Annotated in this window: 15 protein-coding genes; 9 read left to right on the top strand and 6 right to left on the bottom strand. The window is 47.3% G+C overall.

From position 1 onward, the window contains the following. Nucleotides 1-2 precede the first annotated feature (2 nt). The gene (locus tag OXH00_11825; GenBank protein MCY3741699.1) at nt 3-653 is read left to right on the top strand and encodes a nucleoside monophosphate kinase; all 651 of its coding nucleotides are present in this window, start codon (nt 3-5) and stop codon (nt 651-653) included. A 47-nt stretch (nt 654-700) separates the two neighbouring features. Here the strand turns inward: OXH00_11825 and OXH00_11820 are convergent, their stop codons facing one another. The 3 genes from OXH00_11820 to OXH00_11810 are packed head-to-tail and all read right to left on the bottom strand — an operon-like array spanning nt 701 to nt 3514. After that, the gene (locus tag OXH00_11820) at nt 701-2380 is read right to left on the bottom strand and encodes a glycosyltransferase family 39 protein (GenBank protein ID MCY3741698.1); all 1680 of its coding nucleotides are present in this window, start codon (nt 2378-2380) and stop codon (nt 701-703) included. Beyond that, nucleotides 2377-2910: a GNAT family N-acetyltransferase gene (locus OXH00_11815; protein MCY3741697.1), complete on the bottom strand. Its 534-nt coding sequence runs from the start codon at nt 2908-2910 to the stop codon at nt 2377-2379. Before OXH00_11815 ends, OXH00_11820 begins: the two co-directional genes overlap by 4 nt. A gap of 7 nt (nt 2911-2917) precedes the next feature. Then, complete coding sequence (locus OXH00_11810) at nt 2918-3514, bottom strand: GNAT family N-acetyltransferase (protein MCY3741696.1); 597 nt, start codon at nt 3512-3514, stop codon at nt 2918-2920. A gap of 210 nt (nt 3515-3724) precedes the next feature. Here OXH00_11810 and OXH00_11805 point away from each other — a divergent pair, with 210 nt between their 5' ends. The 8 genes from OXH00_11805 (at nt 3725) to OXH00_11770 (ending at nt 11361) form a co-directional block, all read left to right on the top strand. Further along, nucleotides 3725-4267 carry a shikimate kinase gene (locus OXH00_11805; GenBank protein ID MCY3741695.1) on the top strand — a complete coding sequence of 181 codons (543 nt, stop codon included), beginning with the start codon at nt 3725-3727 and terminating at the stop codon, nt 4265-4267. Beyond that, nucleotides 4264-5352, top strand: a complete 1089-nt coding sequence (aroB, locus tag OXH00_11800; protein ID MCY3741694.1) for a 3-dehydroquinate synthase — start codon at nt 4264-4266, stop codon at nt 5350-5352. The genes OXH00_11805 and aroB overlap by 4 nt, the downstream gene beginning before the upstream one ends. A 150-nt stretch (nt 5353-5502) precedes the next feature. Continuing rightward, on the top strand, nt 5503-6651 hold the full coding sequence (locus tag OXH00_11795; protein ID MCY3741693.1) for a hypothetical protein: 1149 nt from the start codon (nt 5503-5505) through the stop codon (nt 6649-6651). 67 nt (nt 6652-6718) lie between these two features. Beyond that, nucleotides 6719-7369 carry a hypothetical protein gene (locus tag OXH00_11790; protein ID MCY3741692.1) on the top strand — a complete coding sequence of 217 codons (651 nt, stop codon included), beginning with the start codon at nt 6719-6721 and terminating at the stop codon, nt 7367-7369. 4 nt (nt 7370-7373) lie between these two features. Then, complete coding sequence (locus OXH00_11785; protein MCY3741691.1) at nt 7374-8189, top strand: hypothetical protein; 816 nt, start codon at nt 7374-7376, stop codon at nt 8187-8189. Between the two features lie 4 nt (nt 8190-8193). Further along, nucleotides 8194-8868 (top strand): hypothetical protein, encoded by a 675-nt coding sequence (locus OXH00_11780; GenBank protein MCY3741690.1) that lies wholly within the window; start codon nt 8194-8196, stop codon nt 8866-8868. Between the two features lie 265 nt (nt 8869-9133). Further along, entirely contained in the window at nt 9134-9976 is an 843-nt protein-coding gene (locus OXH00_11775) for a sugar phosphate isomerase/epimerase (GenBank protein MCY3741689.1), read from the top strand. 2 nt (nt 9977-9978) lie between these two features. Then, the gene (locus OXH00_11770; GenBank protein ID MCY3741688.1) at nt 9979-11361 is read left to right on the top strand and encodes a sulfatase-like hydrolase/transferase; all 1383 of its coding nucleotides are present in this window, start codon (nt 9979-9981) and stop codon (nt 11359-11361) included. 21 nt (nt 11362-11382) lie between these two features. On the opposite strand, the gene OXH00_11765 is transcribed toward OXH00_11770, so the two are convergent. The 3 genes from OXH00_11765 to OXH00_11755 all read right to left on the bottom strand — a co-directional run bounded on the left by OXH00_11765 (nt 11383) and on the right by OXH00_11755 (nt 14662). Further along, nucleotides 11383-11874, bottom strand: coding sequence for a DUF3520 domain-containing protein (locus OXH00_11765; protein ID MCY3741687.1), 492 nt, complete (start codon nt 11872-11874; stop codon nt 11383-11385). Beyond that, on the bottom strand, nt 11856-13628 hold the full coding sequence (locus OXH00_11760; GenBank protein ID MCY3741686.1) for a von Willebrand factor type A domain-containing protein: 1773 nt from the start codon (nt 13626-13628) through the stop codon (nt 11856-11858). Before OXH00_11760 ends, OXH00_11765 begins: the two co-directional genes overlap by 19 nt. Nucleotides 13629-13948: 320 nt before the next feature. Then, complete coding sequence (locus OXH00_11755) at nt 13949-14662, bottom strand: SDR family NAD(P)-dependent oxidoreductase (protein ID MCY3741685.1); 714 nt, start codon at nt 14660-14662, stop codon at nt 13949-13951. Nucleotides 14663-14820: the final 158 nt, after the last annotated feature.

Genomic DNA, 14820 nt, shown 5'->3' with positions numbered 1-14820 from the left:
ACATGACAACGGATAAGAGCCCTCTACACGAGGCGGATGGACTTCGCTATCAAGCAGTGATGCTTGTCGGTCCCCCCGGTGTTGGTAAGGGAACACAAGGCAAGATGCTGGCACAAATTCCGGGTATCTTCCATGTTTCCAGCGGGGATATGTTCCGAGAACTTGATACCAATTCCAAATGTGGGCAGATTTTCCAGCAATGCGCTGGCATCGGTAAGTTAGTCCCAGACGACATTACAATCAAAATTTGGCAGGACTACATGGAGACGAAGGTGCGTGATGGACTTTACACGCCAGAACGCGATCTGCTCATCCTCGACGGCATTCCACGGAACATCACACAAGCTGCATTAATAAAACCGTATACCACGATCTTTAAAGTCATCTTTATGGTCTGCGAAGACCGAGAGGTGATGTTTAAGCGGATTCGCGGGCGCTCACTGAAGGAAAACCGGATTGACGATTCCGAGGAAGTCGTCGTTCGATACCGCTGGGATCTATACAAATGGGAAACTGAACCACTGATTGACCACTATCCGCAAGAACTCATTCGGATTATTGATGCTGATAACGTCGCAGCGGATGTGCTTCATCAGATTCTATCAACAATCGTACCTATTCAGAAGAAATATTTCAAACCACCGTTGATGTAAATGTCGCACAGATTACATCAAAGTTTTCGGACTGGAAATCTTACACTTTAGTGGCGACGGCGATAAAGCAAGATTTCAGGATGCGCGAGGGCACGCATCGGGAACGGGGCACCGGTATCGGATATTCGGATGCCAAGGAATTCTGGTGTACACCGGAAGGTTTTGCGCAATTCATACGGGCTGTCTTCCGCCAAGATTCGCGTATAGAACGCCACTGTCTCTTCCAATTCAATCTCGCCAATCGGGTACCAATCTTCATCTTGATAGCCTTGAGGATGCAGTTGATATTTTTGGAACACCTCAAGGTCCGGCATGACGATAAGTACCCATTCTGCTTCTTGATCTACCACCTCTAAATCTAAATCGGGTAAAAGCCAGTTGAATATGGTTACTGGTGCACTCACAATAACTTCCTCCGGTGGAATATGCGCGGATATCCATTCGGATGCTGCAATTCGGGTCGGTTGTGCAAGCATCACAGCGGCAAAAGCGGCAGTATAAACGAACGAATAAGCCACAACGATACCAACCACGACACCATATCCCCATTTTCCAAATATATTGTGCCTCCTGGGTCTTTCTTCTACAAGATGCGGCGAACCGCTGTATGCGAACTTGGAAAGACGCTCTACAACACTCGGGACGCGTGCGACTGCGATAGCAGCAAGGACCATGAGTGCAGGATAAAGTATCAGTAGATGACGAATGAACTTGACCTTGTGTATCCCAATAAATAGTAGATACGGAATAACAAAAGCAAGTAGAAGTGTTTCCAATATAGGAGCACCGCCAGTTTTGCCCTTAAGCGAAATAATTGCACGCAGTGTCCCAAAAGCGACGAGGAGTGCGAGTGGCAACCCCATCCCCCATTTCAAAAGTACCCATAGATAGACAAACCGTTGTAACAACCCCGCTTCTGCTGTGGAAATGAGACCGAAGTGCCCTCGGTGGTAGTGCGTAGTTTCATACCAGAAATCCTCAAAGAAGAGATTCCACGTTGGCGAAATCAGATCGATGAGCCAATAAGGACAGAGGAACGTAAAGGTTAAGATTGAAATACCAATGACTGTTGCGAGTCTTCTGTAAAAATGCTCACTCCGGATAAAAATAAACAGGGAAAGACAGGCGAAAATGGTCGTAAATTTGACTGCGCAACCGACTCCAGCAATGATACCGAGCCACACTGCCGTCGGGAATGTGAATATCGCTGAAGAAACGCGCGCACGCACGACACGCCAGAGAAAAAGCGTCACGCAGAAGGTTGCGGGAATGTCAACAAGTGCGAAACGCAATTCGTTAGTGGCATGCAACATAGAGACTGCAAGCAGCCCTGCGGCAATTTGTCCCACGCGTCTGTTCTCCGCGTGTTTTCCAATAGAATAGGTGAACCAGAGTGTGGCAGCGGATAAGAGGGTATTGATACAGCGCGCCAATAGGATGACGCGGGCTTCCGTTAGATGCCAACCGCCGATTGAGAGCAATTTGCCTACCGCAGCAACGATATAAAACCACGCCGTTCCGGGCCAGTTGTAGGTTTGTGGTGGTGCTGTGAAGTGAATGAGGTTCAGCACATCTTGTGCAATAATCACCTCACGTGGATCGGGTGTATCGGGTAATCCAACGTTTAGACCGACGATCCGCAAACCGAAACCGCTGATGAGGATCGCGGCTATAACAAAGTTGTCGGGTGAACTAAAACAGTTTTTTACCGCGAGAAGCCATCTCATGCTTGGAGAAACTCCAGTTTTTCAAAGACATTCCGCCAACGCAGTACATGGTTTTCACGGACATAAACTGGAACAAAACCGAGATTGAGATAATTTTTGATTGCGGGTAGGCGAAAATCGTCGGTGTCCAACATCACGGACGACACGTGCTGCGCTTTAAAATAGTGAAGGAGAAACACTGTTAGCCACTTTCCGAGCTTATGTCCAGTGTGTTCTGGCAGCACAGCGAGCATATCAATGTAACCGATCGGTTTACCACGGAGGTGCCTATTCCAAGCGCATGCTGTGCCGATAGGTGTGTCCTTGTGGATAACAAAGCAGAGACCGTTCGGATCAAAGTTAGGTTGGTTGATAACATTAGCATACGTATCTTCGGTAGTTCTGCCTTGGTCTACAAACGACCTGTCCATTATGTGTGCCCAATATGCTTCGTCCCCTTTTTTATAGGTTCGGATGTAATAGCCATCAGGACACTGGAGTCTCGGTAGTTTTTCTAAACTGTGCAGGACCATTCTGAGTTGATCTTCCACTGTATTTTTACCGTGAGACCTTCGTCCATAGTTCTGTAGGGAGTGTTTCTTTGGCGTTTAGGATCTGTGCTGACATTGACGGAAGTCCCAATTTCTCAAAGATATCCGACCATCGCTCTGGTTGCCCTTTTTCAACATAAACGGGTATGAACCCTAAATTCAGATAGGTTTTAATGGCAGGGATACGAAAATCGTCGGTGTCAAGCATAGAACATTTGAACCCGTTGTCCCGAAAGTAGGAGAGAACAGCAAGTGAAACCCATTTTCCGAGTTTGTGTCCGGTGTGTTCACCGACAACGCCTACCATGTGTACGTATCCGACATCTTTTTCATCTACAGATTGCCGCCAGGCACAAGCAGTTCCGACAGGAACCCCTCGATGGGTTGCGAAGTAGAAACCTTCGGGGATAAAAACATCTCTGCCCGTAATCTCGTTCTCCGTGTCCTGTGCAGTACGCTCCCTGCCACCAAACGAATCACTGATAATACGTGCCCAGTGTGCCTCATCGCCTTTCTGATAAGTGCGCATACCGTAGTCTGTCGGAAGTTCTAACGCCGGTAAATCTTCCAAATTGGGACGTACCATCCTAAGTTGTCGTGGCATCTGCTTTCTCCTTTTAGATGTGATCGGCTTCCCAGTTAGCCGTAATTATACCATACCTCAAAAATTCATGCAAAACCCTTTACAATATTTTTTAAAAGCGGTATAATAGTTTTCAGTTGTCAGTAAATCCTTTCCCAGTAACGGATGGGACCCGATTTTAAATCGCCCCAACAGAGTTACGGTAACAGTCGCAATAAAGGTGGAGAACCGGTGAAACGTCAGGAAAAAAGGAAACCCAACATTGTGCTTGTCGGTTTTATGGGGACCGGGAAAACCTCTATAGGTAGACGGCTTTCCATGCAACTCCGGATGCGCTATGTGGATACTGACGATGTCATTGAACGCGATAGTGGGCGACGTATCAGTGACATCTTCGCGGAAGATGGCGAACCGGCTTTTCGAGAATTGGAAAGCGAAGCCGTCCGTAAAGTGTCAAATCTGTATAGTTACGTCATCTCTACGGGCGGCGGTGTGGTTCTAAAAGAAGCGAATATGGTAGCACTTAAACGTAACGGTATCGTCTTCTGTCTAAATGCGACAGCAGAGGAAATCTATCAACGGGTTCGACATCAGTCACACCGGCCGCTGCTTCAAACTCCCGATGCGCTCACGAAGATTAGAACTATGCTCGAAGAACGGCACCCCTATTATGCAACAGCCGATTATATGGTGGAAACAACAGGCCGCTCCTTCGGAGAAATTATGGGATATATCAAACGGGTATTTGCACAAAGTGTCAGGACCTCAAAATGACGAAAACTTTACGCGTAGAACTCGGGGATAATAGCTATCCGATCATTATCGGAGGCGCGCTTCTTAATCGGGTTGGCGAACTGCTTACGTCACATACCAAATCCCAAAAGGTGCTTATCGTTTCGGATTCATTTGTTAAATCACAATATATGCCTGCTGTTCACCAAAGCCTTAAAAATGCGGGATTTGATGTAAGCACAATAGAGGCACCTGCTGGTGAAGAAAGCAAATCGTTGGCACAGTTCTCTCGGATACAGGATAGTTTGATTGCACACCAACTCGACCGTGGTTCAACACTTATTGCGCTCGGTGGCGGTGTCATCGGTGATTTGGGCGGTTTTGCAGCGGCGGTATATATGCGTGGTATCTCTTACGTTCAGATCCCAACAACGCTACAGGCACAAGTTGATGCGAGTGTTGGTGGCAAGACAGCGATTAATCATCCGAAGGGCAAGAACCTCATCGGCGCGTTTCATCAACCGAAATTGGTACTCATTGACGTAGATACGCTCAGAACCTTACCACAACGCGATATTCGTTCAGGACTTATTGAAGTTATCAAAATGGGGGTCATCCGCGATGAACCGTTGTTTGAAATGGTTGAGGAAAAACTCGACGCTATCCTAAATTTAGAAGACACAACGCTTATTGAGATGATCGCAAGCGCGTGCGTCAACAAAGCGGAAGTCGTCGCGAAAGATGAGAAAGAGAGCGGGTTGCGGATGGTGCTTAACTATGGACATACGTTTGGCCACGCGCTTGAAACACTGACGCACTACAACAGATACCGTCACGGCGAAGCCGTCTCTATCGGTATGAATTGTGCTGCGCAATTGGCGGTTAATTTGCGGATGTTCTCTGAAACCGATTTTCAACGGCAACGCACGCTCTTAAACCGTGCGAAATTGCCGCTTACGTTCCCGCCCGACCTGACCCCAGAAGCAATATGTGATGCTATGTATTTAGACAAAAAGACGCTCGGTGGTAAACTCCGCCTCATTCTACCGACGCGTATTGGGGAGGTAGTCATCCGAAACGATGTAGACGATCAGCACGTTTTAGAAGCCATATCACAATGTTTTTAATAGTTGTCAGTTTTCAGTACGATTTTTCTGCGAAAAATCTTTCAGTACTCAGTTAGCACATTGCGAGGCATTCTTTAACTGATAACTGAAAGCGCAGCGTATTCTCACCGCGAAGTAAACTGATAACCACTCTCGAGGAATATAACATTTATGATAAAAACAATTCAATGGATAGCCATCTGCTTGGTTTTATGCCTAAGCATCGAGACTGCGTTCAGCCAAGGGGAACCTATCGTACCGTCAAATGTCACGGCGGTGGATACGCCGAACGACGATGGCTCCAGCATTACTATTAAGTGGGATGCAGCAGCTGAGGATACCGGCATCAGCGGCTATCAAATCCTACGGCAGATAGCAGATGGCGAGCTTGAAGAAATCGGTGAACTGTTGCCTGCTGGAACAACGACTTATGTCGATTCCGCTATTGAAAAAGGAAACATTTACACCTACATTGTGCGTGTTATTTCCGAAACAGAGGCGACTGTAGATTCTGAACAGACTGCCCCGGTTAAAGGGACAGGGGAATGGTTTCATACCGAAAAGACCCCGCTGTTTATCGCCATGCTTCTTTTTTCTGCAGCGATTGTTTGGAATATCTATAATGCGCGAAGCGGCAAAGAGGTATTTGTCCGTCGCATTCCTGGACTTGAGGCAGTAGATGAAGCCATCGGGAGAGCCACGGAGATGGGGCGTTCAATTCTGTATGTATTGGGATTAGGTGGTGTCAGTGGCGTGGCGACTGTTGCCAGTATGACGATTTTAGCGCAAGTCGCGCGGCGAACTGCTGACTATGAGACCCCGCTACGTGTGCCATGCAATGACCCGATTGTGATGAACGTTGTGCGAGAGATGGTGAAAACTGCGTACCTTGAGGAAGGCCATCCAGATGCTTACAACGAGGAGAATATCTTTTTTCTCACGGAAGACCAGTTCGCTTATGCTGCGGGTGTTGATGGTATCATGGTTCGTGAGAAACCAGCGACAGTATTTTTACAAGGCTCTTTCGCTGCCGAATCGCTTATCCTCGCCGAAACTGGAAATTCTATCGGTGCTATACAGATTGCGGGAACAGACTCTGAGCACCAACTTCCTTTCTTCATTGCTGCCTGTGATTACACCCTAATTGGTGAAGAACTCTACGCAGCAAGTGCTTACCTCTCGAAAGAACCGATGCTCCTTGGAAGTCTTCGAGGACAAGATTGGGGAAAGGTACTCATCTTCGGTGCTATCGCCCTCGGCGTAATCCTTGAACTATCCGGTATTACTTGGATAACAACGCTCTTACAGCGAGTCAATTAGGAGGTACCATGAAGGCTCAACATCATCTATATGCAATCTTCAAGCCTGTAACACTGAGGAGATGTTTATGAAACGACAAGTCCCCTTAGTGCTCTGTTTTCTTTTCGGCGTTGTGATGTGTTTTACGCAGTTCAGCCCACATTCGTTCTCTCAATCGATTTACGATGAGGTCGTTTATTGGGCACTAATTATGTCGCCTTTTGCGCTTGCCGTAGGAACAATAACGCTCGTCCAAACCCATGTGATACGTATTCGCCGCCGCACAGAGCATTGGCAATACAGTTTTGTTGTCTTTGCGGGACTTCTGACAATGGTAGTTATAGGGCTTCCATTTGGACCGCAGCATCCAGCATTTGCGTGGTTATTCAACAACGTTCAAGTCCCTCTGGATGCGACAATGTTCTCGCTCCTTGCCTTTTTAATTGCTTCTGCAGCATTCCGTGCCTTCCGCGCCCGGACGTTTGAAGCCTCATTACTCTTAATTTCTGCAATGATTGTGTTAATCGGAAATGTCCCTGTTGGTGATCTGATTTGGAATACAGTTCTATCCTGGTTGCCATGGGACAACGGTGCTTCAGAAGCTCGGCAATGGATTTTGGGAAACCCGAATCTTTCTGCCAGGCGAGGGATTATCCTCGGTGTCAGTTTAGGGGTGATTTCACAAGCTATTCGGCTTATACTCGGGATCGAACGCTCTTACATAGGCGGGGGAGATTAAGAGAATGCTCAGTAAATTGATGAATCTCGACCGACGACTTATTTTTATTTTTGTTGCACTGGCGGTTATCATTCCAACGCTTTTACCACTCAATTTGCCAATCAACGTTTCCGAACCGACACAGAAAATCTACGATTACATTGACGCGCTTCCCGCTGGGTCGACTATCATGATTGCTTTCGATTATGGTCCCTCCTCTTTACCGGAACTCAATCCTATGGCAAAAGCTGTTCTAAGACATTGCTTTGATAAAAATGTCCGTGTCATTGGGATGACCCTTTATCCGTTTGCGCCAACCCTCGCCGATACATTGATAACGGAGGTTGCAGAAGAGACAGGTGCAGTCAACGGCGACGATTATGTCTTCCTCGGATTTCGCCCTGGAGGCGAACAGGTTATGCTTCGGATGGGAATCAGCATTGGAAGTGTCTTTGAGAAAGATTATACAAACACACCCCTTACAGAGATCTCAATGATGAAAGATATCACCAATTATGACCAAATTGACCTCATCTTGGACCTCGCGTCTGGTAGTACGACTGATCTCTGGATCACTTATGTCAATGTGAAATATAATCAACAGATTGCCGCTGGGGTTACTGGCGTTATTGTTTCCAATATGTACCCTTACCTTCAAACCAATCAGTTAGTCGGATTAATGCCTGGCTATTTGGGAGCCTCCGAATATGAGAAACTTATCGGTGTACCAGAAAAGGGAACACAAGGGATAAACAATGCTTCTCCAGTGCATGTATTAATTCTGGGATTAGTCATTATCGGCAACATTGTATTCTTCATTCAACGCCGACGGGAGGGATAAATTAATGGAAATTTTTGGTATCTGGATCGCAGCGTTACTGACGCTTTGTATCTACAGTTTCCTATATAAGGATAACCCGTTTTATCGTTTTGCAGAACACCTCTTTGTAGGTATGTCTGTTGGTTACGGTATCGTTCTATCCGTTCACCAAGGGTTTATTCCTTTCGCTTGGGAGCCGTTCTGGGCAGCAGTGAAACCGTTTTGGCCAGGCGTGCCTCGAGAAGCAGGCTGGAGTGGATTGTGGAAACTGATTCCGATTGGAGTCGGTTTGCTATTCTTCAGTGGGGTGTCTCCCCGCCACACTTGGTTGATTCGATACCCAACTGCTATCTTGATCGGGTTTGGAGCAGGTCTTTCAATACCGAATGTGTTGAGAGCTAGTATTTTCGAGCAGACGCGCGGAACAGTTGAACCATTTGCAGCAGTTCATGCGGGTACTCTCTCTGGCTGGGGCATTTTTGAGGCAGTTCTTATGGTTATTGGTGTCATTTGTACTCTCACTTATTTCTTCTTTTCCGTAGAACACAGAGGTCCCCTCAAATGGATTTCAAAGGTCGGCATCGCCTTCCTCATGATAGGGTTCGGTTCAGCGTTCGGTAACACGGTTATGGGACGTGTCGCTTTGCTCATTCAACGGGTCGATTTCCTAATAAACGATTGGATCGGTTCAATCTTTTGACATCCTCTAACTATTAAGTTTCTGCACTGTGCTCCAAATGTAAAGCAAAGACAAATTATGCCATTTAAGGCATAATTTCATTTCGCACAGATTTTTGGTGGATCGGACGTACCACTTAGCGTCGGACGTGAATTTCACCAGAAACCATCATGAAACCCTCTTCATCGTACAAAACCTGTAGCCCGTAACGTAGTGGAGGGCGGACTTAAGAAAAGGGTGCTAAAGTTCAAATCCACACTATTTAACCGCAAGGAAAAATTAAAAAATGAAACTTGGATATAGTACATGGGGAATGCCTACTGTCCCTATTGATACCGCCATCTCCCATTTATCGAACCTTGGATACGATGGCGTTGAACTTACCATCATTCCTCGGTTTACGACTGAACTCAGCACGCTTGATGCTGCGGAACGGAAACGAATTGCGTCTCTGTTAAAGCAGCATAACTTAGCATTGCCAGCAATCGCAGCACATTCCAGTTTACTCGAAACAGACCCTGATGCACATGCGAAGAATATGTGGCGGCTGAAAGGTGGCGTTGATCTTGCTGTCGAACTCGCACAAGGGGATGAACTGCCTGCAGTTAACACGACCCCCGGCGGGAAACCGGACGATTGGGACAGAAACAAAGATTTCCTCGCGGAACGGATAGGAGCACTTGTCGATTACGGGGCATTGCGCGGCGTTACGATCGCTATGGAACCGCACATCGGGGCAATCATTGACACACCAGCGAAAGTGCTTGAACTCTTGGAAATCGTCAATTCGCCATATCTCAAGGTTAACTTCGACATCAGCCATTTTGATATTGTCGGTATGCCGACAGAAGAAACGGTGTCGGCACTGGCAGCGGTTTCAGCGCACACGCATGTCAAGGATCAGCGCGGTATTGCCCCGGACTTTGAGTTCCTCATCCCCGGCGAAGGCACTTTTGATTATGTTGACTACCTCAAGAAGATGCAAGCACACGGTTATGAGGGGTTCATCACCGCTGAGGTGAGTTTCATGGTGCAAGCACGCGAAGACTACGATCCGCTCGCTGCTGCGACACTCTCTTACGAGACATTATCAAACGCCTTTACGGAAGCAGGAATCGAACGAGGTTAAAGATGGGAAGTCCGAATATTCTTTTAGTCATGACAGACCAGCAGCGGTGGGACGCGATGGGTTGCAGTGGTGATTGGGTGCAGACTCCGAATTTGGATCGTATTGCAAGCGAAGGTGTTCAATTTACGAATTGTGTTACAACCTCGCCGGTTTGCATTCCGACACGGTTGAGCTTAGCGACAGGTTTATATCCGCATAACACCGGCGTTTGGAACAATATGCAGCATCAGATGCCTGCTGAAACGCCGACATGGATGCAAGCGGTGCGAGACGCGGGTTACCGGACGAGTCTTTTCGGCAAAACGCATCTACATCCACACGGTGGGGACTTGCGTGAGCGCGAGGGGTTAATGAATGCCTATGGGTTAGATGATGTGAATGAAATCGGTGGGCCGCGGGCAAGCGCGAACGTCCTGTCACACATGACAGCGGAATGGGAGGCGAAAGGACTTTGGGATGGCTACCGCGCTGACTATCGTGAACGGTTTAGCACGAAACCGTATCTCGTGCGCCCATCAACGTTAGGACTTGAAGACTACGCCGATGTCTACGTCGGACAACAGGCGAAGCAATACCTCCAGAACTACAATCGAGAGGAACCTTGGTGCTGTTGGGTGAGCTTCGGCGGACCACATGAGCCTTGGGATACACCAGAACCTTACGCCAGCATGTATGATCCGAAGGAGATGCCGCCAGCGGTCCCGCGTCCACCTGCCGGAGAACGTCCGCAAGGACATTTGGATAGGGTTATGCAGCGGATGAATCCAGCGTTTGAACCCGGTGAAATCGGTAGGCTCCGTGCGAATTATGCAGGCAATGTCACACTTATTGATGCACAAATTGGTGAAATCCTTGATACAATTGCAGCACGCGGCGAACTTGAAAACACAGTCATTGTCCATACCTCCGATCACGGTGAGATGAACGGAGACTATGGACTCATTTATAAAAGCAACTTCCTCAACGGCGCAGTTCGAATCCCGCTACTCGTTCGTACCCCCGATAGCACAAACACTGGTAGTATTTGTGATAGTCCTGTGGAATGGATTGATATCGGTCCAACGCTTGTTGAAATGGCAGGTGGTGAACTGGAGCATCGTCAGTTCGGGCAATCGTTGTGTCCAGTGCTAACGAACTCCGAAGTGACGCACCGTGATTTCGCAATTGCTGAGATAGAGGGCGAGATTATGCTGCTAAATCAGGAATGGAAGGCTGCGCTCAACAAAGATGGCGAAGTTTATCTGTTGTTTGATGTGAAAAACGATCCGAATGAGACAAATAATCTCGCTGGAAAACCTGAAGTTGCAGCTGTTGAAACGGCGTTGCGCCTGCAAATTTTAGAGCGACTTATGCAGACGCAACTGAGAAAACCGTTTCGTCAATGATAGGAACATGCACCGGATGCCCTAACTTGCTTGTTCCTGTTCTTTAATGCACCTTGCGTTCCGCACGAGTGCTAACAATTCATCCCCGCGTTTCTCGGCTTGCGTTTCATCTTTTGCGGCAACCTTTGGATGCTGTTGCAAGATGCCTTTAAGCGTCTGATGGACGGTCTTCAAACAACCATTTTTCGCCCAGACGCTCTCTCGTAGAATTTCAGCAAATTGCGCGACAGTGGCGGCAAACTGAAATCCGAGTGAAGTGCCCTCAAACTGGTTTTTAAGGTCTTCAACACGGAATTTCTCGCTGACTTCCGTTACTTTCTGTGTATCGGGGTCTTCATACCGTATAGAGACTTTAGCGAGTCTACCTGTATCAACACCTTTATTGCGTTTAACTTCATAGAGTGCAGTGACGCTGTGTCCGGATCCGATCTCTCCAGCATCCGCCGCATCGTTTCGGAAATCCTCATGTTTCATCTGGCGATTTTCATAACCAATCAGCCGGAAGGATCGCACGGTGTCTGGATTGAACTTGACCTGTACCTTTGCGTCTTTCGCGATAATCTGCAAGGTACCGGTGAGATTCTCGACGAAGATACGACGCGCCTCGCTAAGGGTATCCACATAGGCGTAATTTCCGTTGCCTTTCTTCGCGAGTTTTCCATCAGGACATCGTTGTAATTCTCCATGCCGAAGCCGACTGTGGTTAAGAAGATGCCATCTTCATCAACATAGTTACGGATTTGCTTGAGTAGTGCTTCTGCGGATGTTACACCCTCGTTCGCAACGCCGTCTGAACAGAGAATCACGCGGTTGATGCAATCGCTGTCTGAATTCCTGCGAGCGAGTTCATACCCTTTGTGAATTCCGTCCTCGACATTTGTCACACCTTCTGGACACAGAGAATCAATGCTTTTCAAGATGTGTTCACGATTCACAACGCTGGTATGCGGTAGGATGACCCGAGCGTTTGTTCCGTAAACGACAATGCCAATCTTGTCGGCGGGACGGAGTTGTTTGACCAAAAGTCGCAATGCCTTTTTCACCAACCCCAACCGATTTTCATAGCTCATTGAACCAGAGACATCAATCACAAAGGTGAGTATAGCATCCTTGCGATCAACATCAGGAACAACACGTCCTTGGATGCCAATGCGTAGCAACTGGAGTCGCTTGCCTTCACCAAATTTTGAAGGTGCGCCCTCAAGATGCAGTGCGAAAGTGTCGTCTGTTGGCGGTGTATAGTCATAGTCAAAAGCGTTGACGAACTCCTCGACCCGTACGGCTTCTATCGGTGGCAGATAGCCATCTCGGAGATAACGGCGCACTACGGAATAGGACGCGCTATCGGCATCCATACCAAAAGTTGATTGGTTGTCGTCTTCAGGATCAATAAAGGGGTTCGTGCCGTGTCCTTTGAAGAAGACATCGCGATAAGCAGTCCCGTTGGGCGGGTTTAATTGTGCTGATGTCGGAACAATTGCACTGTACGCAAGGGATTCCATGACTCGCGCGGGCTGCTTCCGCTTGAAAGTAGGGCTGTGAAGCGTTAATGGCGGTGCGTTATCCATAGACACGTCATGGAAAACCAGCCTTTCTTCATTGAAAAAGTCATCGGTAAGCGCATATCGACAGACGAAATCCGAATCTAATGCGACATTGGAAGCGTAGTAAGCCATGTTCGCGCTGGCATAGTTTTGCGTAACCGTAACGTCGTGCGATGGGGACTCAATGCCGCCAAGTGCGTCCTCACCTTCAATGTCTATCGACATCAAGAAACTTTCGACAAGCTGATTGGTTCGCAAGTGATGCGTGTACACTAAACTTTCGTCGGTTTTCTTAACAAGTTCAGAATATCTAATCTGAACGCGACATTCACTATTATCAGGAATCGGTGGGATCTCTACTTGCAACGCGGAAGTGCCGATTGTCTGTAGCATTTGCAAGTCTTGCGCTTGAAGAATGCGTTTGTAGAACTCGGTTAATTTCTGTTGTCTCAGCAACTGTGGTTCCGTGAGATTGCCACTAATGCGAATCTCGGTATTTTTTTGTTTCGCGCCAGCCGGTAGTGGAAAAAGAAAAAGACCACCGATAGGAACGTTATTTGGATTGCTGAAAACGAGATCTACTTCTGTTGTTGCTAACCGATTATCATCAATGGAGACGTTCACGTGATAACGCTCAACCATCAGTTTTTGAAAGTGAGATGCCTGGGTCTCTGAAGGGACAAAAAGACTTCTCGCGAGTGTGTAGAATTCCAAGTGGTTCATGGAATATCTCCTTTTTTATTATTTTCAATTTTGGGTTTACTTGATTGGTAGAGTGAAAGGTAAAGTCGTTCAGGCAAGTCTATTTATACTTGTGCCTGTAACGCGAACGCGTGAAGGCTAATGAAAAGGCGCGTTTTTTAACGTCTATACATTTAATAAGACGTTGGATTTTATGGCAGGTTTAAAGTGATGCTTTTTATTTTAGCAATTTTCTGTTTCTATAGGAAATTGAAAACAGGTAAGGCAGAAAATGTATTCTCTTTTATCGTTTTACGAAGTGGGCGGACATTACAGTCCGCCCGGGCAAAGAGGTCAGTAGATTAGGCTCTGCCGTAAACGGGGATCGCAGCACCGTTGATGATAGTAGCATCGTCGGAAGTGAGGAAGCAGATCACTTTGGCGACATCGGCGGGGGCTACCCACCGATCGTGTTCTTCGTCGGGCATGGATTCCCGGTTAGCAGGGGTGTCCATAACGCTCGGCATAATGGCATTAACGTTCACACCCGAATCCATTACCTCAGCAGCCAGCGACTCGGTCAAGGTGCGGACACCGCCCTTGGAAACACAATAGGCACTCAAACCCGCCTCGCCTTTTAAGCCTGCGCGTGCGGAGACGTTGATGATCTTCCCATAACTTTGTGCTGTCATGTGCGGAATAACGGTCTTGCAGCAGAGGAAAACCGATTTGAGGTTGAGATTCATCATGAAATCCCATCTGTCCTCTTCAAGTTCTGCCGTTGGTATCCCCCCGACAAATCCACCTACGATATTTACCAAGACATCCAATGATCCAAACTTGGATACGAATGCTTCAATGGTCTTCTGAACTTCGGTTTCCTCGGTAACGTTCGCAAAGAGGAAGGTGACATCTTCGTTGAGGTCAGGGTTATATTGTTTGAAGCGTTCGACCTCTTCTTCAAACAGATAGGTCACTGCGACAGTATCGCCTTGGGCAAGGTAGGCTTTAGTAACAGCACTCCCTAATATACCGGTGCCGCCGGTGATGAGGACGTTTCGGTTCTGTTTTGTCATTTTTAAATTTCTCCATTTGGTTTAGCGGTTGTATATATCCTGAAAGTAAATTTTTTAGCAACAACCAACTTTAGAGTTTGTGTGGAAAAAAGAACGCAATAAGTCGTTTTGGACTTAAAATGGAATAATATCCATAATTCAGAATGGAAGAGTTTTTA

It is taken from the genome of Candidatus Poribacteria bacterium, from assembly GCA_026706025.1.
Lineage (GTDB): Bacteria > Poribacteria > WGA-4E > WGA-4E > WGA-3G > WGA-3G.
This window is presented reverse-complemented; position numbering and strand designations above follow the sequence as displayed.

Excerpts from the sequence above, each read along its gene's own strand:
- OXH00_11780 (MCY3741690.1), top strand. The coding sequence starts at position 8,194 with ATGGAAATTTTTGGTATCTGGATCGCAGCGTTACTGACGCTTTGTATC.
- OXH00_11755 (MCY3741685.1), bottom strand. The coding sequence starts at position 14,662 with ATGACAAAACAGAACCGAAACGTCCTCATCACCGGCGGCACCGGTATA.
- OXH00_11825 (MCY3741699.1), top strand. The coding sequence starts at position 3 with ATGACAACGGATAAGAGCCCTCTACACGAGGCGGATGGACTTCGCTAT.
- OXH00_11795 (MCY3741693.1), top strand. The coding sequence starts at position 5,503 with ATGATAAAAACAATTCAATGGATAGCCATCTGCTTGGTTTTATGCCTA.
- OXH00_11770 (MCY3741688.1), top strand. The coding sequence starts at position 9,979 with ATGGGAAGTCCGAATATTCTTTTAGTCATGACAGACCAGCAGCGGTGG.
- OXH00_11775 (MCY3741689.1), top strand. The coding sequence starts at position 9,134 with ATGAAACTTGGATATAGTACATGGGGAATGCCTACTGTCCCTATTGAT.
- OXH00_11760 (MCY3741686.1), bottom strand. The coding sequence starts at position 13,628 with ATGAACCACTTGGAATTCTACACACTCGCGAGAAGTCTTTTTGTCCCT.
- OXH00_11820 (MCY3741698.1), bottom strand. The coding sequence starts at position 2,380 with ATGAGATGGCTTCTCGCGGTAAAAAACTGTTTTAGTTCACCCGACAAC.
- OXH00_11790 (MCY3741692.1), top strand. The coding sequence starts at position 6,719 with ATGAAACGACAAGTCCCCTTAGTGCTCTGTTTTCTTTTCGGCGTTGTG.
- aroB (MCY3741694.1), top strand. The coding sequence starts at position 4,264 with ATGACGAAAACTTTACGCGTAGAACTCGGGGATAATAGCTATCCGATC.
- OXH00_11810 (MCY3741696.1), bottom strand. The coding sequence starts at position 3,514 with ATGCCACGACAACTTAGGATGGTACGTCCCAATTTGGAAGATTTACCG.
- OXH00_11785 (MCY3741691.1), top strand. The coding sequence starts at position 7,374 with ATGCTCAGTAAATTGATGAATCTCGACCGACGACTTATTTTTATTTTT.